The sequence below is a fragment of the Streptococcus suis genome, assembly GCF_002960445.1.
Taxonomy (GTDB): Bacteria; Bacillota; Bacilli; order Lactobacillales; family Streptococcaceae; genus Streptococcus; species Streptococcus hyiners.
The window spans coordinates 85,851-105,839 of record NZ_POJD01000066.1 but is presented as its reverse complement, the minus strand read 5'-3'; the positions used below and the strand labels follow the sequence as shown (position 1 = coordinate 105,839).

Below are 19,989 nucleotides of genomic sequence, written 5' to 3'. Positions count from 1 at the left end.
AGTCACTCCTTCTAGCGAGAAGACAAGCCCGCTACCGAACTTGTCTACTCAGCTTATTTCTTTTCAACCTTGTGGAATTTGAATTCACCAAAGTTGTTATCTTTTTTCTCTTTGTGATCTTTATGACGGCGTGGTCTGTCAGAACGCTCGCGTTTTTCTGGCTCTACATAGCCTTCTGGTTTTGGTAGAAGAGCTTTCATAGAAGCATCAACACGACCTTTATCGTCAATCTTGATAACTTTAACATCGACAATATCGCCAATTTCAACCAAATCTTCTGGTTTATTGACACGGGTCCAAGCCATTTCAGAAACGTGAACCAGAGCATCTGTCTTGTCAAAGAGGTTGACAAAGGCACCGAATTTCTCCAAACGAACGACTTTTGCTTGGAAGACTTCGTCCACTTTTGCCTCGCGAACAAGTCCAGCGATGATTTCCTTGGTCCGCTCAATCGCATCGCGATCTGGTGAGAAGATAGCTACAAGCCCGTCTTCGTCAATATCGATTTTCACGCCAGTTTCTGCAATAATCTTATCAATAGTTTCGCCACCCTTACCGATGACAATCTTGATTTTATCTACATCAATCTTGATCGTGTCAATCTTCGGTGCAGTTGGTGCCAAGTCAGGACGAACTTCTGGGATAGTCGCTTCGATGACATCAAGGATTTCAAAACGTGCCTTCTTAGCCTGTGCCAAGGCTTCTTCCAAGATTTGCGGTGTGATCCCGTCAATCTTGATGTCCATTTGAAGAGCTGTGATCCCGTCACGGGTACCAGCTACCTTGAAGTCCATGTCGCCAAAGTGGTCCTCAAGACCTTGAATATCAGTCAGAACAGTGTAGTTGGTGCCGTCTGAAATCAGACCCATGGCAATCCCTGCAACTGGTGCCTTGATTGGCACACCACCTGCCATGAGGGCAAGGGTGCCAGCTGTGATAGAAGCCTGTGATGAAGAACCGTTTGACTCCAAGACTTCTGCTACCAAGCGGATAGCGTAAGGGAAGTCTTCTAGGCTTGGCAAGACTTGCTCAAGGGCACGCTCACCAAGGGCCCCATGACCAATTTCACGACGACCTGGCGCACCATAACGACCAGTTGAACCAACTGAATATTGTGGGAAGTTATAGTGGTGCAAGAAGCGTTTCTTGTACTCATCATCCAAACCGTCGATGATTTGAGTTTCACCCATTGGAGCCAAGGTCAAGACAGACAAGGCTTGGGTTTGACCACGGGTAAAGAGGCCTGAGCCATGAACGTTTGGCAAGAAGTCCACTTCTGCATCCAGCGGACGAATCTCATCGACACGGCGACCGTCTGGGCGAACCTTGTCTTCTGTAATCAAACGGCGAACTTCTGCGTGCTCCATGAGTTCCAAGATTTCATGAACGTCACGCATGATGCGATCGAATTCTTCGTGTTCAGCGTATTTTTCTTCGTAGGCTGCGATGACCGTTTCACGCACCGCATTGGTCGCATCTTCACGGGCCAATTTTTCTTCAACCTGCACCGCTTTTTTCAAATCATCATTGTAAGCTGCGACAATCTCAGCCTGCAATTCTGGGTCCACTTGAAGAAGTTCCACATCTGCTTTTTCCTTGCCGACTGCTGCCACGATTTGGTTTTGGAAGTCAAGAAGTTCTTGAATAGCCGCATGACCTTTCAAGAGGGCTTCCAACATGATGTCTTCTGACAATTCTTTGGCACCAGACTCAACCATGTTGATAGCATCCTTGTTACCAGCCACTGTCAAGTCAAGGAGGGACGCTTCCATCTGAGCCTTGTCAGGGTTGATGATGAGTTCACCATTGACATAGCCGACCTGCACACCTGCGATTGGACCGTTGAAAGGAATATCTGAGATTGCCAATGCCAATGAAGAACCAAACATAGCTGCCATTGGAGCTGAAGCATCTGGATCGTAAGAAAGCACAGTGTTGATGACTTGGACTTCGTTACGGAAACCTTCCGCAAACATTGGACGAATCGGACGGTCAATCAAACGAGCTGTCAAGGTCGCATCGGTTGATGGACGGCCTTCACGCTTCATCCAGCCACCTGGGAATTTCCCAGCAGCGTACATTTTCTCTTCATAGTTGACTTGGAGGGGGAAGAAATCACCCGTCGCCATTTTCTTGGACATAACTGCCGCTGTAAGGACTGTGGAGTCACCGTAGCGAACGACAACCGCACCGTTGGCCTGTTTGGCAACTTGACCTGTTTCAACGACCAATTTCTTACCAGCAAAAACCGTTTCAAATACTTGTTTTGACATGAATTGTCTCCTATTTTTTCTGAAATTTTTCTTGCGTGTTTTCTACAAAAGACAATCAAACAGGCTTGTTTCACTCTCTTTTGCACAAAACCACGCATACCTCATATTTTATCATATTTGAAGGAAAATGTGGGAAATTGAGAAGGCAATTTCTGCTAAAATAAGATGAAAAACGAATGAGTAACTCAAAAACGAGAAATTGAAGCAGAAATCAATACATTACACAGCCTAAGAACTCGGAAAAAAGAAAAGGGAAAAACAAAAAAAGAACCTGAAAAACAGGCTCTTTCTGAATTGAACTTCGACTAGAAGCTGTGCGAAATAGATAAATTTTCTGACAAGTAAACTTGTTGCAAAAATTTCCTAATTTCGCTGTGCTTCTCACGCCTCCGTATCTTATATTAACGACGGAGTCCGAGTGAGTGAATCAATTCACGGTAACGGTTAACGTCTGTGCGGCGTAGATATGCCAACAAGTTACGACGGCGACCGATTTTTTTCATCAAACCACGGTAAGTTGCGTGGTCTTTTTTATGTTGTTTGATGTGGTCGTTAAGGTGGTTGATTTCCCAAGTAAGGACTGCTACTTGTACTTCAACTGAACCTGTGTCGCCTTCATGACGAGCATATTGTGCCATGATTTCATTTTTTTTCTCTTTTGAGATTGCCATGATATGTTCTCCTTTGTTTTTGAGCCTAATCCGAGTGACAGGTTGGCGACCTGTAACCAAGAAAAAGCTAGATTTGTCCTTTTGGACCTCATTTATTCTATCAAGGATTGTCTTTTTTGTCAACTGATTTGAAAACTAGCTGAGCAGCTCTGCTATTTTCAAAAAAAGCCAGCTTTCGCTGACTGTTACTTTAACTTATTCTGCTTTTGGCAAGATGAGGTTGAGGACGATTCCGACAATAGCTGAAAGAGCTGTTCCTGACAGGGTAATGGCACCGATGTTGAGTACTGCACCACCAAGACCCAAGACTAACATAGAACTTGCGATAATCAGGTTGCGGACTTGACCGAAATCAACACGGCTTTCAATCAAGACTTTCAAACCGTTTGAGGCGATAACACCGTAGAGCAAGATAGACATACCACCAAGAACAGCACTTGGAATAGTAGAGATAAGGGCTGTAAATTTACCCAAGAATGAGAAGGCAATGGCAATCAAGGCTGCATTACGGATAACGGACACTGATGCGATACGGGTCATACCGATAACCCCTGTATTTTCACCGTAAGTGGTATTGGCAGGTCCACCGATAAAGGCTGATACAGCAGTCGCCACACCGTCACCAATCAAGGTACGGCTGAGGCCTGGATCCTTCAAGAACTGGCGACCACAGATTTGGCTGAGAACCGTGTGGTCTCCGATGTGCTCCGCAATAGTCACCACTGCGATTGGCAAGATGGCAATCATTTCTGGACCGAAGTAGAAGTTGTAGGCCTTGAAGGCACCAGTTTCAAATGGCAGGTAGAAACCTGGCAATTCAAACCAAGCTGCTTCCATCACAGGTTTGAAATCAACTAGACCAAGGAAGAGGGCAATCACATAACCACCGACGATGGCAATCAAGAAAGGAACAATCTTGGCGAAGCCTTTCCCTTTGGTATTGACAAAAGCCGCTATCAAAAAGGTAGCAATAGCCGCTACGACATTTCTCCAGTCACCGTCTGCGACAAAGCCTGCCGAAGTCACGGCAGAGTTGGCAAGACCAAGTCCAATCACGATAATCATCGGACCGATGACAATCGGAGGCAAGAGACTGTCAATCCACTTAGTGCCGATAACTTTAACAAGTGCAGCAATCAGCACATAAATCAAACCAACGAAGAGAATGCCTGTCTGAGCTGCCGACACATCACCGCCCATTTCCTTAATGGCGAGGGCCATAGCTGAGATGTAGGCGAAGGAAGATCCCAGGTAAACCGGCACCTTAAACTGGGTTGCCACTTGGTAAATCAGAGTTCCGACACCTGATGCGAAAAGGGCAACCGAAACTGGCATACCGAGAATCAAAGGCACCAAGATTGTCGCTCCGAACATAGCGAACACGTGCTGGAAACTCAACAAAATCCCTTGCAAGGGTGCTGGTTTCTCATGGACATCAAACAAAAGATTGGCTTTTGTACTCATAAATCTCCCATTCTGGGTACACAAAAAGACCCAGACTTTCTAAATATACATAGTCATAGGCCCTTAATAATTTTTCCTGTTGTCTTTCTCACCTCACGGGATGAGTTTAAAAACCTACGCTTTTGGTATTGTAGCACAAGCCCTTCATCTTAGCAAGGAATTTTCGAGATTTTTTCGGCATTGTTCGGGAAATAGCAGAGCGGGGAGCAAGTTCTATGCTGCCAGGCGATTTCTACTATTTATCCGATTCCTTCTCCACTTTTCGTAAGATAGCATCATCATAACAAGATGGACTTGGAAAAGTTATCACAATAAAGAAAAGGACTACCTAATTTAGGTAATCCTTAGTATAAATTTTTCTATTTATAATAGACCATTTCTGAGCCATCTTTTATTCGAAATTACTCCTACAAATAAACTTAGAACAATTAAAATTAGTATATAAGGTATTACAACAACAAAGTCATATAGTTTAATAAACTCTCCTTTAGAAAATACTTTTTCAACTAGAACATATAAATAATTAGATGCATCAAAAATTGCAACGAATTTAAAAAAACCTCCTACGGCAACAAGAATGATAGATAATATCCAATAAAATAGCGATACTCCTAACGAGATTAACAAATTTGAAAATATTAAACTAATTGTGCCAATAATCAAGATATATTGAAGAACAATTACTGAAAACATCAATAAAGAAAATATAAAATGGAAACTACTAAAATTAAGTAATAATGCTGTTAAAATATTAGAAATAAAAATTGAAAAAACAAATTCAAATAAGAGTACTGTCACTTTTGTAAAAAAGAATTTTAGTGAATTGTTACCCGAGAAGAAGTTGAATAAAATTGTTTTATCAGCATAGTCCTTATTAAAAAAATAGACAATTACAAAACCAAATAACAAAAAACCAAACTGGGTAAAAACTGTGTAAGTACTGAAATAAAAATCACCTATACTAAGTTTACTAACTTTATCAATCCCAACAGGTAAAATATAACCCAAAATATAAGATAAAATAACAGAAGAAAAAATATAAAGTAATGTCTTATTTCTAAACGACTTAATAAATTCCGTTTTTAACATATTAAATTTCTCCTATATACCACTTTATTGCTTCGTCTGCTGTTGAAATTCGGTATAATCTTTGATTATCAATAATAAAATAATTTCCATGCAATGTTCTAATGTCACTCAAATCATGAGAAATATTTATAATAATTTTTTCTGGATGTTTTTTACTATATTTTTTTAAAAAAATATGAATTTCATTAACAGTAGCTTTATCAAGTGCATTAGTAATTTCATCAAGAATAATAATTTCTTTATTCCTAGATAATAAAATATATAATTTTATTTTCTGATTTTGTCCATCACTTAATTTTTTTAATGGAATATTATTTGGCACATTTTCTAAACCTAGTAATCGATAAATCTCAGTTGACAAAGACCAGCTTACTGTTTTTATCACATCATTTAGCGTCAATTCCTTGGGTAAATTTGAATAACTCGAAATAACCAATGTTCTATTCGGAATATTCTTTGAAAAATATCCTCCCCTATTTAAAATAAAATCTTTGGCAAGTTGAGATTTCCCAGAACCATTTCGTCCAATTACATGATTTATTGTCCCTTCTTCGAAATATAATTCTGAGTCTTTCAATAAAACTTTTTTCCCGATTACCAGGTTATAATTTTTTACTATCATCACTCATCCTCCAAAATCTTACCTGCTTCAGAAAGCAACCTGTCCAAGAATTAACAATTAGTTAGTGTGCAGAACCTGCGATCCATCTATTTTTTGAACTTTTAACAAAATACCATAAATCGTTTACATTATCCAATTCATTTTTTTTAGTTAAAACCTATACTTTTCATAAGAACGTCCCTCTAATTTCATTACTTAGTTATAGGAATAATAGTAGTAACCACATAGCTTTTACCTCCACTTATTTATGCAACTATATTACCAGTGGTATAAATCATATTGATTTTTTGTTGCAAATCATATATACTGGTTGCAAATAAGTTACATAGGAGAGTTATAATGAATTTCGGCCAGACAGTTGAATTTATTAGGCATCAAAAAAATTTTTCAATAAAACAGATTTGTGGTGACTATTTATCCAGACAAACTTATTACCGTTTTGTAAAAAACGAAATTGATATCTCCTCAAAAAAACTTTTTTACATTCTAAACAATTTAAATGTTAATGTAGATGAATTTCTTTTTATTAGTAATAATTTTCAGTCACCTCAAGAATTCCTTGATATGGAGAACTTAAAACTTCACTTTGAAAATAAGAATACCCAAAAATTAAATACGCTTTTAGATGATTACTCTACAAAATCGACAATTAAAGAACAAGTTTTTCATGCACTTATTTCAGTACTAATTGGTCGATTGACAAATAAGCACTTTGAAGCAGAAGAACAATTTTTGAAAACTCACCTTATTAATATAGAGACATGGACTCACTATGAGACCGTTCTATTCAATAATTCCATGTTCATTTTTGACAACGACTTTATTGAACTCGTATTTTCTAAAGTCAATTATAATCTGAATAAATACTCGACACTTAGATATTATGGGAACGAGTCAATAAGAATGTTTATTAATATGATCATTCTCTATATTGATAGACAAGATTTGCGACGTGCAAAATCAACACTAGAAACTATAAAAAATTTAAAAATAAATGATGATTGTATCTATGAAAAAAGTTGTATATTATTTTTTGATGAAGTTTTAAATTTTTTAGAAAAAAAATCTACTGACTTGAAAATTAGCAATTCAATAATTTCTTTCTTCAAAACTGTAGGAAGCACTTCGATTGCAAATATGTTTGAATTATATATAGAAAATTTAGTAAGGAATTTTCCTATAAATCCTTGATATATAAAAAATCTAGTTGGTTAACATTAACCAACTAGATTTTTCTTTTTTTCTCCTGTTTTCTATACTTAAAACACCCAAACCAATTATGACAATATTAAAACCAGTATAGAAGGTGGTAAAACTCCAAACTCCATTAGCTACCAAATCTTCTGTATAGAGGTATCTCTCGGTAAAGAAGAGGTAAATTCCATAGATTTCAATAAAGACTAATCCACTGACGAGCCCGATAAGAAACAAAGTACCTGAAACTTTCACAATCTGATAAGGGATAAGAAATATCAGTCCTATTGCTGCGATGATCAAAAGGCTTTGTAGAATTTGCTCCAACATCTTACACCTCTTTTTAGGATAACTGCTTATAACGAGGCTGGGCAAAAACTAGCCAGTAAATAAAAAACACAGATAGATTGAGCTGCTTCTGATGAAATCCAGCCGAACTGTCTGTGTTTTTCTTTCTGTTTCTATTATCTTGGACTAATTTCTTAGCCAATTTCGTGAGATTCATGCTCATTAGGAGAAATCCTATCTCAGTTTCAACCACTTTTTGACCTCTGACATGAACTCTGCGCACGCCAAAAACACCCTTCATCCTACCAAATACAGGTTCGACATCCACCTTGCGTTTGGCATAAATGCAGGCTCCCTCTTTACTTGTCAATTCCTCTTTGACTAAGTTCTTGAAATAGTTCCACGTAGGATTGTACTTAATTTGTTTGAGGTTTCCTTTTTCCGTCCGTGCTAACTGGTCTAACTCTTCACTAGCTTGTACAGGATCAGCTTCGTAAATCTTAATATCTTTCTCAAATCCATACTTGTCCGTTCTTCGTGAATAATTCTTGAATGAATACACAACACCATCTGGTTTTATCCACTGGTCAGAATCTTCTAAGTAAGTCCAGTTTTCAGGATTGGCCTCACTCTTCTTGTAGCTTTTCTTCTGCTCTTTCTGATAGGTTCCGTAGGGAATTAGAGGTGTTTTCTCCAGATCATCAACGATAAAGCTATAATTTTCTTCACTTCCATAACCTGCATCCGCGACAATGTGTTGAAAGAGTTCTAAGGTTTGGATGGATTGAAGAAAGGGCTTGAGCGTCCGAGTGTCAGTTGGATTCGGATACAGTCCGTAAGCCAAGGCAAACTGGTTGTTTGTACCAAGTTGGAGATTGTAACTCGGTTTGAGTTGACCATTCTTCATACTCGCTCTTTTATTTCAAGGCTCGTGAAGAAACAGTCTCTCCCCAGACTGTTTCTTTCCTCTTTCATTCTCATGAATGTAGCGTCGGGATCTGTTTTTGAGTAGGAGTTTCGTTCTTGTAAAATCTGTTTATCTCGTTCGTACTTCTGTTTCCGAACAAGACAATCTTCTTTCAACTTTCTCTTGAGTTTCTTAATTCTTCGTTTCTGTCTGTTGGCTGAGCCACCTTTAATGACTTTCGGCTCTTGTGAGATAGCTTCTTCCACCTCATCTAGTACTTGTTCGGTTTCTTGTAGGAGTTGGTTTAGTCCCTCGCTAGTGAGGCATTCTTCCTTGGACAAGGCAGTATTTACCCCTTCTTGGACTAGTTTGTCATAGAGGGCTGAAATGTTTCCATTCAAGGCATCTTCATAGCGTTCAACGGCCTTTCTCCATGTGAAAGAATACTTGTTGGCATCAGCTTCTACCTTGGTCCCGTCAATGAAGAGAGCCTCATCTTCAATCAATCCATTCTCTCTGAGGAGGAGAGTGAAGTAGATGAAGGCAGATTTGATGAGCTGATTGGCGTGTGTGCTAGCCCGAAAACTGTTGATGGTTCGATAACAGACGTAGGTATCCTGACTCAGCCATTTCATGGGGATAACTTCTTCATTCATTTGAACGATTTTTCGGCCAGAAAATACCTGACGAGCATAGGCAAACAAGGTCATTTTGAGCAACATAGCTGGATGAAAGGCTGGACGACCAGTATGGGAAGTTTCTTCTAAGAGAACAGATTGAGGAATGGTATCCACAAACTGACTAATCAGACGAGCCTCATGCGTTGCAGGTAAGTCCCAAGCAAGATTTAATTCCAAACTTAACTGATTTGTGTTATACTGTTTATACATTTTCATGCCTCTCTAGTTGTTTTGTGGTTATTATAATTATAAAGCATGAAATGGAAAACGAGCAACTCCTAATTGGAATTGCTCGTTTTTTTATTGTGAGAAGCTAGTTTTTGCCCAGCCTCTATTTCATCTTATTTTTCTTTCAAAACGACATTAAGCAAGAGAGCCACCAAGGTCCCTGTTGAAATACCTGATGAGAAGACCATTTGTAGCGCTGATGGAAGATGGCTCAACAATTCTGGACGTACCGTCACACCGATACCAAGCGCAAAGGCAATAGAGATAATCAAGAGCTCACGGTCCCCAATTTTAACCGTTGCAAGAGTCTTAATCCCTTGGGCAGCAACCAAACCGAACATGATAATCCCAACACCACCAAGAACAGGCTGGGGCATGATGGAAATCAAGGCAGATAATTTTGGAAAGACACCAAGTAGGGTCAAGATAATACCGGCTAGAATCATGACATGACGACTAGCAACTTTTGTCAAAGTAATGAGGCCAACGTTTTGTGAAAAGGCTGTATTTGGACCAGCACCAAAAATACCTGCAATCAAGGAACCAACACCATCTGCCAGAACACCATTTGCTGCCCGCTCAGAAGAAATCTTCTGGTTAGAGGCTTCTCCAATAGCCATCATAATTCCCACCGTACCAATCAAAGATACGACATAGGCTGGAATGAAGGCTAGAATAGAAGATAGGTCAAATTTTACACCATAATGGAAAATTTTAGGAAGAGCAAACCAGGCCGCATCTCCTACAGCTGACAAATCAACTTTCCCAAGAAAAATACACAAGATGTAACCAAAAACCATCCCAAAGAAGACAGAGGCTGTTTTCAGCATTCCTTTACCATAATGATTTAATGCCAAAGTGAAGACCAAGACGATAAAAGCAATGCTGATATTTTCAACTGAAGCATAGTCTGAAGCGCCAGCTCCACCAGCTGCCCAGTCCATACTTACTGGCATGAGGGTAATACCAATGAGGGATACAACCGTCCCCGTGATCAATGGTGGAAAGAAGCGCATCAAGGGTTTGACAAAACGACTGAGAGCAATTTCTACAAATGAACCAGCAATGGTTGCTCCTACAATACCTGCAATCCCGAGCTGGCTACCAACACTGATAGCTGGATTGGCAAAGGTAAAGTCCGTCCCCATCATACCAGAGACACGTGAACCTACTGGGCCAACACCTTTAGATTGCAAAATGGTGGCAATACCAGCAACAAAGATAGAGGCTGATACCATAATAGAAGTATCTTCTACCGATAATCCCAAGGCACTTGAAACGACAAGAGGCACTGCGATGATTCCTGCAAAAGCCGCTAAAATATGCTGAAAAGCAAGCAAAACAGCCATCCCCTTTGGTGGTTGTTCATCAATTCCGTAAAGCATATCCGAAGAATGTTCATTTGTAATTTTCTGAGACATGATTTCTCCTTCTTTATTCCTAAATAATGGTATTAGTCTATCAGAAAATACAATCATTTTCAATACATTCTGCTACAACAAACAAATAATATTCGTGTTTTTTGACAATTTTTGTCAATATATACAATATCTCAACACAAAAATTCGTTTATTGTTTTGGTTTTGGCAAAAAAATGCTATAATACACAAAAGTAGCATTTGGAGGAGAAAATAAACATGAAAGCTTTGGAAGAACGCATTTTAAAAGATGGTCAGGTATTAGGAGAAAACATCTTAAAAGTTGACTCATTCTTGACCCATCAGGTTGATTTTCGCTTGATGAAAGAAATGGGGCAGGTCTTGGCAGATGCCTATCGCTCTAAAGAAATTACCAAGGTTGTCACGATCGAAGCCTCAGGTATTGCACCAGCCGTCTATGTTTCAGAAAGCCTAGATGTGCCAATGATTTTTGCTAAAAAGCATAAAAATATTACTATGACCGAAGGGATTTTGACTGCTGAAGTCTATTCATTTACCAAGCAAGTCACCAGCACCGTCTCTATTGCTAGTAAGTTTTTGTCACCTGAGGACCGTATTCTAATCGTTGATGACTTTTTGGCCAATGGACAAGCAGCAAAAGGCTTGATTGATATTATCCAACAGGCCGGAGCGCAAGTGGCTGGGGTTGGTATCATCATCGAAAAGTCCTTCCAAGATGGTCGCCAGCTCTTACTGGATGCAGGTGTCCCTGTTACTTCACTCGCTCGTATTGAAAAATTTCAAGATGGACAGGTTGTTTTTGCAGCTGCGGATATTTAAAAGGACTTGCTTCCAAGCGGGAGCAAGTCTTTTCTATTTTATCTATAATTCCACACCAAAGACTTCTAATTGCTTTAATTCGGCAGCAGTCAACCTGCGGTATTCTCCAAGCACTAATTTGGGATCTAAGCGAAGAGGCCCCATGGTCAATCGTTGCAAGTCTGTCACCGTCTTTCCACAGGCCTGCACCATGCGTTTGACCTGGTGAAATTTCCCTTCTCGGATGGTGATGTCAACGAGCGAGGTCTGCTTAGCTTCATCTGTAGAGAGGATGGTCAACTGGGCTGGTTGACAGGTAAGGTCTTTCAGCTCAATTCCTGCCGCAAATCGTTCGACATCCTCTTGGGTCATGATCCCGTCAACCTGTGCACGGTAGCGTTTATCAACATGTTTTTTCGGAGAAAGCATAGCATGAGCCAGCTGGCCGTTGTTGGTCAAAAGGAGCAAGCCATGGGTATCGATGTCCAAGCGTCCAACAGGAAAAACTTCCTTCTGGTGAGCTGTATTATCTAGCAGGTCCAAGACAGTCCGATGGTGGTTATCCTCCGTGGCTGATATGACACCCTTGGGCTTGTTTAACAGATAGTAAACAAAAGTTTCATGGCTCAAGACCTGACCTGCTAGTACAATCTGATCTGACTTTTCATCAATCTGCTGTTTTGGGGAGGTTTCTACTTGGCCGTTGACTGTGACTTGCTTGTTTTTCAGGAGTTTCTTGACTTCTGTCCGACTGCCGACACCACAGTCCACTAAAAATTTATCTAATCGCATACGACTTTCTTTTCCATTTTGATATATTCTGCTTGCTTTTCTATTTCTGTAAATCCAAGAGCATGAAAGAGTTTTTGGGCAACTTGATGAGAGCTAGCAACTGTCAGTTTGATACTAGCTGGCTGAACACGCTCTACTAAATAGTCTTCAATAGCCTGATAGAAAGCTCTGCCATTTCCCTGACCTGTCAAAGAAGGTTTCATCCCCAAACGAATGTCAACGGTCTCACCATCTTGGTCAATACAGAAATAGCCCATGAGGGCGGCATTGCGGATGACTGCAAAAAAGCGGTCCCCACGCGCCTCAGGCGAAATCATCTCCGCATAAGTCTCGGGGTTCGCACTAATCATATAGGCATCCAAAGGTGGTTGATAGTGCCATTGGTTAGCAATTTCCAATGCCAGATCCTGGGGTAGGGGCATGATGTAAAAATAATCCATTCTTCGGAAATTTTTTGCCAAATTTTTAATCCGACGATTTTGGGTGGCGTAACTATCTGTCTGATAAACATAATCCACATAGCCCAACTGATAGGAGGGAATCATGTCCTTAAAAATCAACTGAACATCCTCGGGAAAACGCAAGAGCAATTCATTTAAGCGGTTGTTTTCTAACATAAGAATATTATACCAAAAGAGGCTGGGCTCAAGCCCAACGGCTACTACTTAGAGTTCGTGTCAACATCTCAGCGCAGTGGTTGATTGGCTTTAACAGTCTGGGAGACTGTTAAAGGTTGGAGATAGGATTTGCGTAGCAAATTTCATCAGTTCGTGTATTACACTCCAAATCTGACCTATACGACTGATGCGAACAGAGTTCGCTCTATTTCCAACCTCAAACTGTCTCCCCGACAGTTTTGTAGCGAACTCTGTTCGCTCTATCTCCGACCTCCAAAGGTTCCCCAAACCTTTTTGTAACGAACCTTGTTCGCTCTATTTTCAACCTCCAACAGTCACTACTCTGACTGTTGGAGCTATACGGGGGTGGGAAACCTTTTAAAGTGGGAGATATAAGCTGACGGCAGTCAGCTCACATAAATTGATGTCTGGGAATAGACTGTTAAAGCTCAACAACTGGAAATAAGGACTTGTTGACGAACTCTTTTTAGACCAGTCGAGTTCTTTCTCACTCCTACTTCTTCAGCTGTTTATAAATCAAGCCAGCGCTTATCAAGGCACAGCCGATGGCGTAAATACCAAAGGCACCTGTTGGGGTTGGATTGAGTTTTTCCAGATAAGTCGGCAAGATAGCAGATGTGGCACCGCCGATATTGCAGCCCATAAGGACGATGGTCATGACCGCATTGAGCAAGGCCTTGGGGGCACGGTCTGTTACCTGACTAAAGACAATGGTCAAAATGATGCTATAGAAAAACCCTGACACCATACCACCAAGCCCCAGTACCCAGAGATTATCCGCAAAGGCAATACCGACAACCGCGAGTCCAAAGACCACATAGGAAACTGCCAAAAGCCAGCCCTTCAACCGACCAACCAAGCTACTAAAGACTGTCCCTGCCACAATCCCCATGACTTGCATGAGACTGAGAATCAAACTAGCCTCTTGTGCCGTACCGATACCCTTGGCTAAAACAATCTGAGGAATACGAATGGTCAGAAAGGTATTGACGTTGATAACAAAGAAGGCTAAGAATGCCAGATAAATTCCCATCTTCCACATGGTCTTGTCCAATTTAGCCTTTGGCACGTTCTCTTCTAGCTTAACCTCCATACGAGCAAGTAATTCTTCCTTGGGCACAAAGAGAAGGAAAAGAGCCAAGATGACCAAGGCAAAAAGGTAGACCAGGAAGGCAGGTTGCCAACCAAATTGAGTCAACCAACCGACAAGAAGCGTTAAGCCTGCGCTTCCCAAAACCTCTGCTGAGCCACGCAAGCCCATCATCTGCACCCGCTCTTGACCGGTGAAAAAGTTACCGATGATGTTAATCGCACGCGCATTGATCAAGCCAATCCCCAAACCAAGCAAGATACGAGCCAATAAAATCAGAGGATAGGCAGTTAGAAACATGGGCAAAGCTCCACCGATGGCCATAAGCAAAAGCCCTGCAATGATAATGTTTCGTTCCGATAAGAAACGGACAACCAAGCCATTCATCAAGAGTGCTACCATAATAGCAAATGACGTCACCGTAATTAAGTTTTCCACCTGGGCCGCTGCAATTCCCTGCTGGGCAAAATGCTCAATCATCTGCGGAATGGCTGGTGAAACTGCAAATGTCGAAACCAGCATGGTGGATAGGGCCAGCAAACTGGCTTTTTCTAAAATTCTTTTCATTTTTCTCCCTTTCAACGTTCGTCTTTTACTAGTATAACAGATTTGAAAACGAATAGATAGAAAAGTCCGACTTTTATTCTCTCCCATTTCATGCTATACTTATCTTAACTATATTCAAAGGAGAGAATCATGTCTGTTATTGAACGATTGACAAAAGCTGCCCATTTGATTGACATGGATGACATCATCCGTGAAGGACACCCAACCCTACGCCAGGTCGCTGAAGAAGTTGCATTTCCCCTATCTGATCAAGAAATCATCCTAGGCGAAAAAATGATGCAATTCCTCAAACATTCCCAGGATCCAGTCATGGCGGAGAAGATGAAACTCCGTGGCGGAGTTGGTCTAGCAGCACCTCAGATTGACGTTTCCAAACGCATCATTGCTGTCTTAGTCCCAAATCCAGAAGATGAGGAAGGCAACCCACCTGCCCAAGCCTACTCCCTCCAAGAGGTCATGTACAACCCTAAAATTGTGGCACATTCTGTCCAAGAAGCGGCTATGGAAGGGGGCGAGGGCTGCCTATCCGTTGACCGCGAAGTCCAGGGCTACGTTGTCCGCCACGCGCGCGTGACTGTTGACTACATGGACAAAAATGGAGAAACACACCGTATCAAACTCAAAGGCTTTAATGCCATCGTGGTCCAACACGAAATCGACCACCTCAACGGTGTCATGTTCTACGACCGCATTGACCCAGAACACCCATTTGCCGTTAAAGAAGGCATGTTGGTGATTGAATAAAGATAAGAAACTGACTGAAGAATTTTCAGCCAGTTTTTCTTTATTTATGAACATAGCAATACGAACTGCCTAAAGATTTCCTGCCCATCCAAAATAAGGTCTTGCAAGAGGAGGTAGTCCAGCAGAGCCAGCAAACCAGCTAGTAGGATGAAAACCACTAAACGATTTGAAAACCGAACTTGCAAAAGATGATTGAGACTGACTAGAACAATTTCCAAAACAAGCAATCCAAGCACCATCCACAAGAGATAAGAAGCATTGGGCAGGAACCAAGCCCAGAGTTCTTGTCCCCTCAGGAGTTCAAGAAAAATACCCCTCTCCGAATGCGAAAGCAAGATAAGGCCATCTTCCAGATAACCGATTCCTCCGACTAGACTATTGACTAGGAAAAGACTAGCTAGAAAGAGCATTGTAAAACCTAGTGCCTGGCCCAGTCCCAACAACCACTTGGTAAGCAGAACCTTGCGCAAATCCACAGGCTGGGTCTGATAAAGACGCCAGTTTTTTCCAGCAACTTCTACCGCCTTGCCCCGACTGCCAAGCCAAACCGCCAGCAAGAGCACCACCAAATAGGCCGGACCATCAAAGAGAGAGCGCAGACTGCCGATACCTGACAGATCTCTGGAACGGTCCCAAGAGGGATCGTCTACTGGAACCAAGGCATCATTAGTATCAAAACGATTTTCCAAGCTAGTCAAAATGACATCCTTGCCCCGCTTAGTTGCAGGCACCCCAGCCTCCATCAGCTGCTGCCAGTAATACTGACTGACCTGATTGCGGGTCTGGTAACGGCGAAGATTGTCCATCGTCTGGCTGGCCCCAATATCACCATTGGCAAAAGCTTTCTCCTCTCTAGCCCATAGATAGACCTGCTCTGACTCCAGCATAGCAAGGTGACTAGCCGGCAGAGCCTTAGGTTTTTCCTGATAAACCTGCCACTGCTTGACATATAGGTCTTTATAGACACGATATTCTTGCAAGAGACCAAGCCTCAGCTCCAACTCCTCCTGATAGCTCACGTCCTCTTTGACCAACTGCCTCAGACGGTTGATTTCCGACTGCAAAACCTCCACATATGCCCCATCCTGCTCATAGGACTGGGCAACCAACTCCATCGAAACCCTCTCCTCCTGGGCAACCTCTTGCTTTTGTAGGCCTGTTACTAGGGAAAATAGCAGAGCTAGGAGCAAGTTTCCTAAGACGAGCCCTTTCCAAATCTTGAACCGACTAAGGATGAGTATTTCAAAAGACCAAACCTTGTCCAAAGGACCGGTTTCCCATTCTTTCTGATGACCAACTGACAAGACCAACCTTTTCTTTTCTGTCAGCACATAATAGGCAACGAAAAGCCCAATGGTCAGCAGGAGAAAGACATCCACCGCTACAAAGACCTGTGAAAATACGCCTGTGTCTAAAAAACTAGGAAAGGCCAGTAAGGGAAATACTTGACCTGACCAACCAGCTACTGCACCAGCCTGATAGGAAAGCCCCAGAGCCAATAGTAACCCCGTCACTACAAAAATCAGCCGACTGGCTAACAAGTGGTCCAAAAATCCAAATAGCAGGCGAACAGCAAGAAGCAAGACCAGCCAAAAACCAAGCAAGATAAGCCCATAAAGCCAAGAGCCTATCAACTGACTCTGCCCCAAAATCTCAAGAGGAGCTTGAAAACTAGATACAGCCAACTGACCTGTCAGCCCATCATAGACCAGGATAAAGAGCAAGCCTGTTCCCACAGCCAGCAGAAGCGAAAGCAAGGAAGCAGCCAAACGCCTTATCCCCTGCAAACTCAGACTATCCCATTGCCGCAACTGCCAAACTTGATGAGCCAGTGTCTTTTCCGCCAGCTGATTGGCAAGCAGAAAACCAAGCACCAAAAATACAGGAAGAAAACCAAACAAACTTTCTAAGTAGGCTTGAACAATTCGCCCTGTTGACCAAGCCTTGTTTTCAGGACCATCAGGCAATTGATACTCCAACAGCCAATCATTCCATCTGGCCAAACGTTCGACTTCCGTTTGGGTCAAAGACTGTCGCGTTTGAAAAAGCTGTCGATTGCGACTGATAAAATAGTCCAAATCCTGATACATGAGTTTGCGGTAGTTGGGGATAGCTTCAAACTTGCCCTCATCTAAGGCCTGACCGACACTGTCTATATCGGATTTCAAGCCCACCATCCGCGGTGCTTCTTCTGACTCCTCCTCAATTTTTATATCAACTAGTACACTGGCCAATTCACTCAGTTCTTCTTTATAGGTTTCCACATAGGTCGCTTGGTGGACTTGGCGCTGAGAAATAGGAAGGTAGGCCAGACCCAGAAAACCCAGCACGAGCAAGCAGTAGAGAGGTGACCAGAGGATTTTCTTGATTTCAAAGTTCAGCCTCATGTCCCCTCACCACCTTCCTCCACGTAGAGATCACGGTAGAGGGACTCCATATAGTCGCTGGCTTTTGTAAGGCCAGCCACCTGCTGGATTGGAATACGATCCAGACAATCTAGCAAATCTCGCTCAGGCAAGAAGATTTCCACCAGACCCTGCTCTGCCTTTTTCCACAAGAGTTGAGGATAATCCCGTAAAAATTCCTGAACCTGCTTGGAGTTTTCCACAGCAAGATGGTAATCATAATCCGCCGACAACTCCACTTCTGTGGCAACCAACTTGCTGGACTTGAGGAAATAAACCTGATTAGTCAGCTTCTCAATCTCCGACAAATGGTGGGAAGAAAGTAAAATGGCAACCCCTTCTGCCTGTAAGTTCAGAAGAAATTCCCGCTGCTGGATGATATTGGTCGGATCCAAGCCGATATGGGGTTCATCCAGCAACAAGAGCTTAGGCTTGGGAAGGACAGCCATGGCAAAGAGAAGTTTCTGCTTCATGCCCATGGAATAGCCAGCCACCCGTTTTTTGACATAGTAGCCCATCCCCAACTCTTCCACCAGGACATCCACTTCCTTTTTCCCCAGCTTGTGGGTGGCAGCCACATAGGCCAGATGGTCGTAACCCGTCAACTGTGGATAAAGGGCTTGGGCGTCCAACATGACAGACATATCTTGAAAAATCGCTCGGTCACTATTAGGACGACCATTGATGGTTACCGACCCACGGTCAGCCGTTTCTGTGTTGCTGATGATATTCAACAGAGTGGATTTTCCCACACCATTGGGCCCCACAAGGGCCACCAAGTCCCCCGCTTCTAGCTCAAAGGACACATAGGACAGGACCTGGTGGGCACCGTATCGCTTGCAGACATCAACTACTTTTAGCATAGAAACTCCTTTCTTGGGGAAATGGCAGAGCGGTGCAGCAGACTTTCATCAGCTTAGTTAGCTAGACTACTTCTTGACAGCCTTGTATAGCAGATAAAGCCCCACAAGAAAGCCTAGACTAGCAGCAGGTTTTAAAAATAGCACATGAATAAATGAATTTAGCCAGAGCCAAATCTCTCTATCTACAATCTGAATCGGGTTCCTATGAAATAATAGGACACTAGACGAAAGAACAATAACTGCACTTAAAAATAAGGTGTTTTTATCAAGCTATTTCATTAGGTTACACCTTTCATCAGCCTATTTTCTATATACAAAAAAAACAATATTTCTACATTATTATGATATACTATTTTTATAAAGTTAATTCGTTTTGTTGCAAATAATCACATTTTTTCAAGGAGTAGATTATGCGGTGGGATTACGGAAGTGTTTATAAGAGCATTCGGAAAAGTAAGCATTTAAGTCAGGAACAGATTTGTGGGGATTATCTCAATCGGACGACCTTGGTTCGCTTCGAGAAAAATCAAACCATTCCTAGCTATGAGCTCATGCGTTTCTTGCTTAAGCAAGTTGATATGACCTTCGAGGAGTTTGAATACCTCTGTAACTACTACCAGCCTAGCCAACGCCAACAATTGCTCTATGATATAGATAATCTCAGAAATCCGACCACTAAGACCATGGAGGATTTGATAAAGCGTTGCCAGTACCACTTGAAAAAAGAACCAGATGATGGTCCTATCCGTCGAAAATGTCAACTTTTAGAAACTGTAGTAGCAATTCGAAACAGCACCTCTTTCAATCAACTTTCCGAAGAAGCTGAAACCCTTTCTAAGCTCCTCTGGTCAGAATTGGAGCGATATGACAACTGGTACCATAACGATATTATCTTAGTAGGTACTCTCTTGTCACATATAATCTCACTTGATAGCCTTGAAGAAACTGCCAATCTTCTTCTAAAACGATTGGAAAAATACAAGGATTACAAGAGAATTCAGCCCACCATACTGTCATACTATCAGTCTCTTTCTTATTTTTTCTTGGAACAAAGACAGTACAGCAAGTCTACTTTTTTTGCCACCAAACTCATGGACCTAGCCAAGCAGGAAAAACGCTATGACCAACTAGCCCGTGCCTATGTCTATCTAGGCATAGCACAAAACAAGCAGGAACTGATTGACAAAGGATTGCACATTTTGGAGCTGACGGACGAGAAAAGGCTAGTCGACAACCTCCAATTTCTTATCAAACAGCACCAAACTGACTGAAATCT

General features: G+C 41.9%; 16 protein-coding genes and 2 pseudogenes. 4 read left to right on the top strand and 14 right to left on the bottom strand.

The features are described 5' to 3' along the window. Window positions 1–53: 53 nt before the first annotated feature. The 6 genes and pseudogenes from pnp to C1G53_RS00875 form a co-directional block, all read right to left on the bottom strand. On the bottom strand, window positions 54–2,273 hold the full coding sequence (gene pnp, locus C1G53_RS00905) for a polyribonucleotide nucleotidyltransferase (protein WP_105117323.1): 2,220 nt from the start codon (window positions 2,271–2,273) through the stop codon (window positions 54–56). 401 nt (window positions 2,274–2,674) lie between these two features. Beyond that, window positions 2,675–2,944, bottom strand: a complete 270-nt coding sequence (gene rpsO, locus C1G53_RS00895) for a 30S ribosomal protein S15 (RefSeq protein WP_002938849.1) — start codon at window positions 2,942–2,944, stop codon at window positions 2,675–2,677. Between the two features lie 195 nt (window positions 2,945–3,139). Beyond that, on the bottom strand, window positions 3,140–4,408 hold the full coding sequence (locus tag C1G53_RS00890; protein ID WP_105117322.1) for a uracil-xanthine permease family protein: 1,269 nt from the start codon (window positions 4,406–4,408) through the stop codon (window positions 3,140–3,142). Window positions 4,409–4,771: 363 nt separating this feature from the next. Continuing rightward, complete coding sequence (locus C1G53_RS00885) at window positions 4,772–5,497, bottom strand: hypothetical protein (RefSeq protein WP_105117321.1); 726 nt, start codon at window positions 5,495–5,497, stop codon at window positions 4,772–4,774. Between the two features lies 1 nt (window position 5,498). After that, the gene (locus tag C1G53_RS00880) at window positions 5,499–6,119 is read right to left on the bottom strand and encodes an ATP-binding cassette domain-containing protein (protein ID WP_105117320.1); all 621 of its coding nucleotides are present in this window, start codon (window positions 6,117–6,119) and stop codon (window positions 5,499–5,501) included. A gap of 61 nt (window positions 6,120–6,180) precedes the next feature. Next, a pseudogene (locus C1G53_RS00875) lies at window positions 6,181–6,276 on the bottom strand (epipeptide YydF family RiPP); the annotation flags it as partial. 182 nt (window positions 6,277–6,458) lie between these two features. On the opposite strand from C1G53_RS00875, the gene C1G53_RS00870 reads away from it, so the two are divergent. Continuing rightward, window positions 6,459–7,310, top strand: coding sequence for a helix-turn-helix domain-containing protein (locus C1G53_RS00870; RefSeq protein WP_105117319.1), 852 nt, complete (start codon window positions 6,459–6,461; stop codon window positions 7,308–7,310). Window positions 7,311–7,322: 12 nt separating this feature from the next. Here C1G53_RS00870 and C1G53_RS00865 read toward each other — a convergent pair whose 3' ends face one another. The 3 genes and pseudogenes from C1G53_RS00865 to C1G53_RS00855 all read right to left on the bottom strand — a co-directional run bounded on the left by C1G53_RS00865 (window position 7,323) and on the right by C1G53_RS00855 (window position 10,837). Then, on the bottom strand, window positions 7,323–7,643 hold the full coding sequence (locus tag C1G53_RS00865; protein ID WP_105117318.1) for a DUF5966 family protein: 321 nt from the start codon (window positions 7,641–7,643) through the stop codon (window positions 7,323–7,325). Window positions 7,644–7,669: 26 nt separating this feature from the next. Beyond that, window positions 7,670–9,398 (bottom strand): annotated as a pseudogene (locus C1G53_RS00860) (IS1182 family transposase). A gap of 131 nt (window positions 9,399–9,529) precedes the next feature. Then, window positions 9,530–10,837 (bottom strand): nucleobase:cation symporter-2 family protein, encoded by a 1,308-nt coding sequence (locus C1G53_RS00855; RefSeq protein ID WP_105117317.1) that lies wholly within the window; start codon window positions 10,835–10,837, stop codon window positions 9,530–9,532. Window positions 10,838–11,053: 216 nt separating this feature from the next. Here C1G53_RS00855 and C1G53_RS00850 point away from each other — a divergent pair, with 216 nt between their 5' ends. Further along, window positions 11,054–11,635 (top strand): xanthine phosphoribosyltransferase, encoded by a 582-nt coding sequence (locus C1G53_RS00850; protein WP_105117316.1) that lies wholly within the window; start codon window positions 11,054–11,056, stop codon window positions 11,633–11,635. 42 nt (window positions 11,636–11,677) lie between these two features. Here the strand turns inward: C1G53_RS00850 and C1G53_RS00845 are convergent, their stop codons facing one another. From C1G53_RS00845 to C1G53_RS00825, 3 genes are all read right to left on the bottom strand, one after another. Further along, entirely contained in the window at window positions 11,678–12,406 is a 729-nt protein-coding gene (locus tag C1G53_RS00845) for a pseudouridine synthase (RefSeq protein WP_105117315.1), read from the bottom strand. Next, a complete protein-coding gene (locus C1G53_RS00840; RefSeq protein WP_238139078.1) occupies window positions 12,397–13,023 on the bottom strand; it encodes a GNAT family N-acetyltransferase in 627 nt (208 codons plus the stop codon). The genes C1G53_RS00845 and C1G53_RS00840 overlap by 10 nt, the downstream gene beginning before the upstream one ends. Window positions 13,024–13,537: 514 nt before the next feature. After that, a complete protein-coding gene (locus C1G53_RS00825; RefSeq protein WP_105117314.1) occupies window positions 13,538–14,701 on the bottom strand; it encodes an MFS transporter in 1,164 nt (387 codons plus the stop codon). A gap of 129 nt (window positions 14,702–14,830) precedes the next feature. Between C1G53_RS00825 and def the strand changes: the two genes are divergently transcribed. Further along, complete coding sequence (gene def / locus C1G53_RS00820) at window positions 14,831–15,445, top strand: peptide deformylase (protein WP_023371605.1); 615 nt, start codon at window positions 14,831–14,833, stop codon at window positions 15,443–15,445. A 44-nt stretch (window positions 15,446–15,489) separates the two neighbouring features. Here def and C1G53_RS00815 read toward each other — a convergent pair whose 3' ends face one another. Continuing rightward, on the bottom strand, window positions 15,490–17,832 hold the full coding sequence (locus C1G53_RS00815; RefSeq protein WP_105117313.1) for a hypothetical protein: 2,343 nt from the start codon (window positions 17,830–17,832) through the stop codon (window positions 15,490–15,492). Continuing rightward, window positions 17,829–18,713, bottom strand: a complete 885-nt coding sequence (locus tag C1G53_RS00810; RefSeq protein ID WP_105117312.1) for an ABC transporter ATP-binding protein — start codon at window positions 18,711–18,713, stop codon at window positions 17,829–17,831. Before C1G53_RS00810 ends, C1G53_RS00815 begins: the two co-directional genes overlap by 4 nt. Window positions 18,714–19,123: 410 nt before the next feature. Between C1G53_RS00810 and C1G53_RS00805 the strand changes: the two genes are divergently transcribed. Next, window positions 19,124–19,984, top strand: a complete 861-nt coding sequence (locus C1G53_RS00805; protein WP_105117311.1) for a helix-turn-helix domain-containing protein — start codon at window positions 19,124–19,126, stop codon at window positions 19,982–19,984. The last annotated feature ends 5 nt before the right edge of the window (window positions 19,985–19,989 follow it).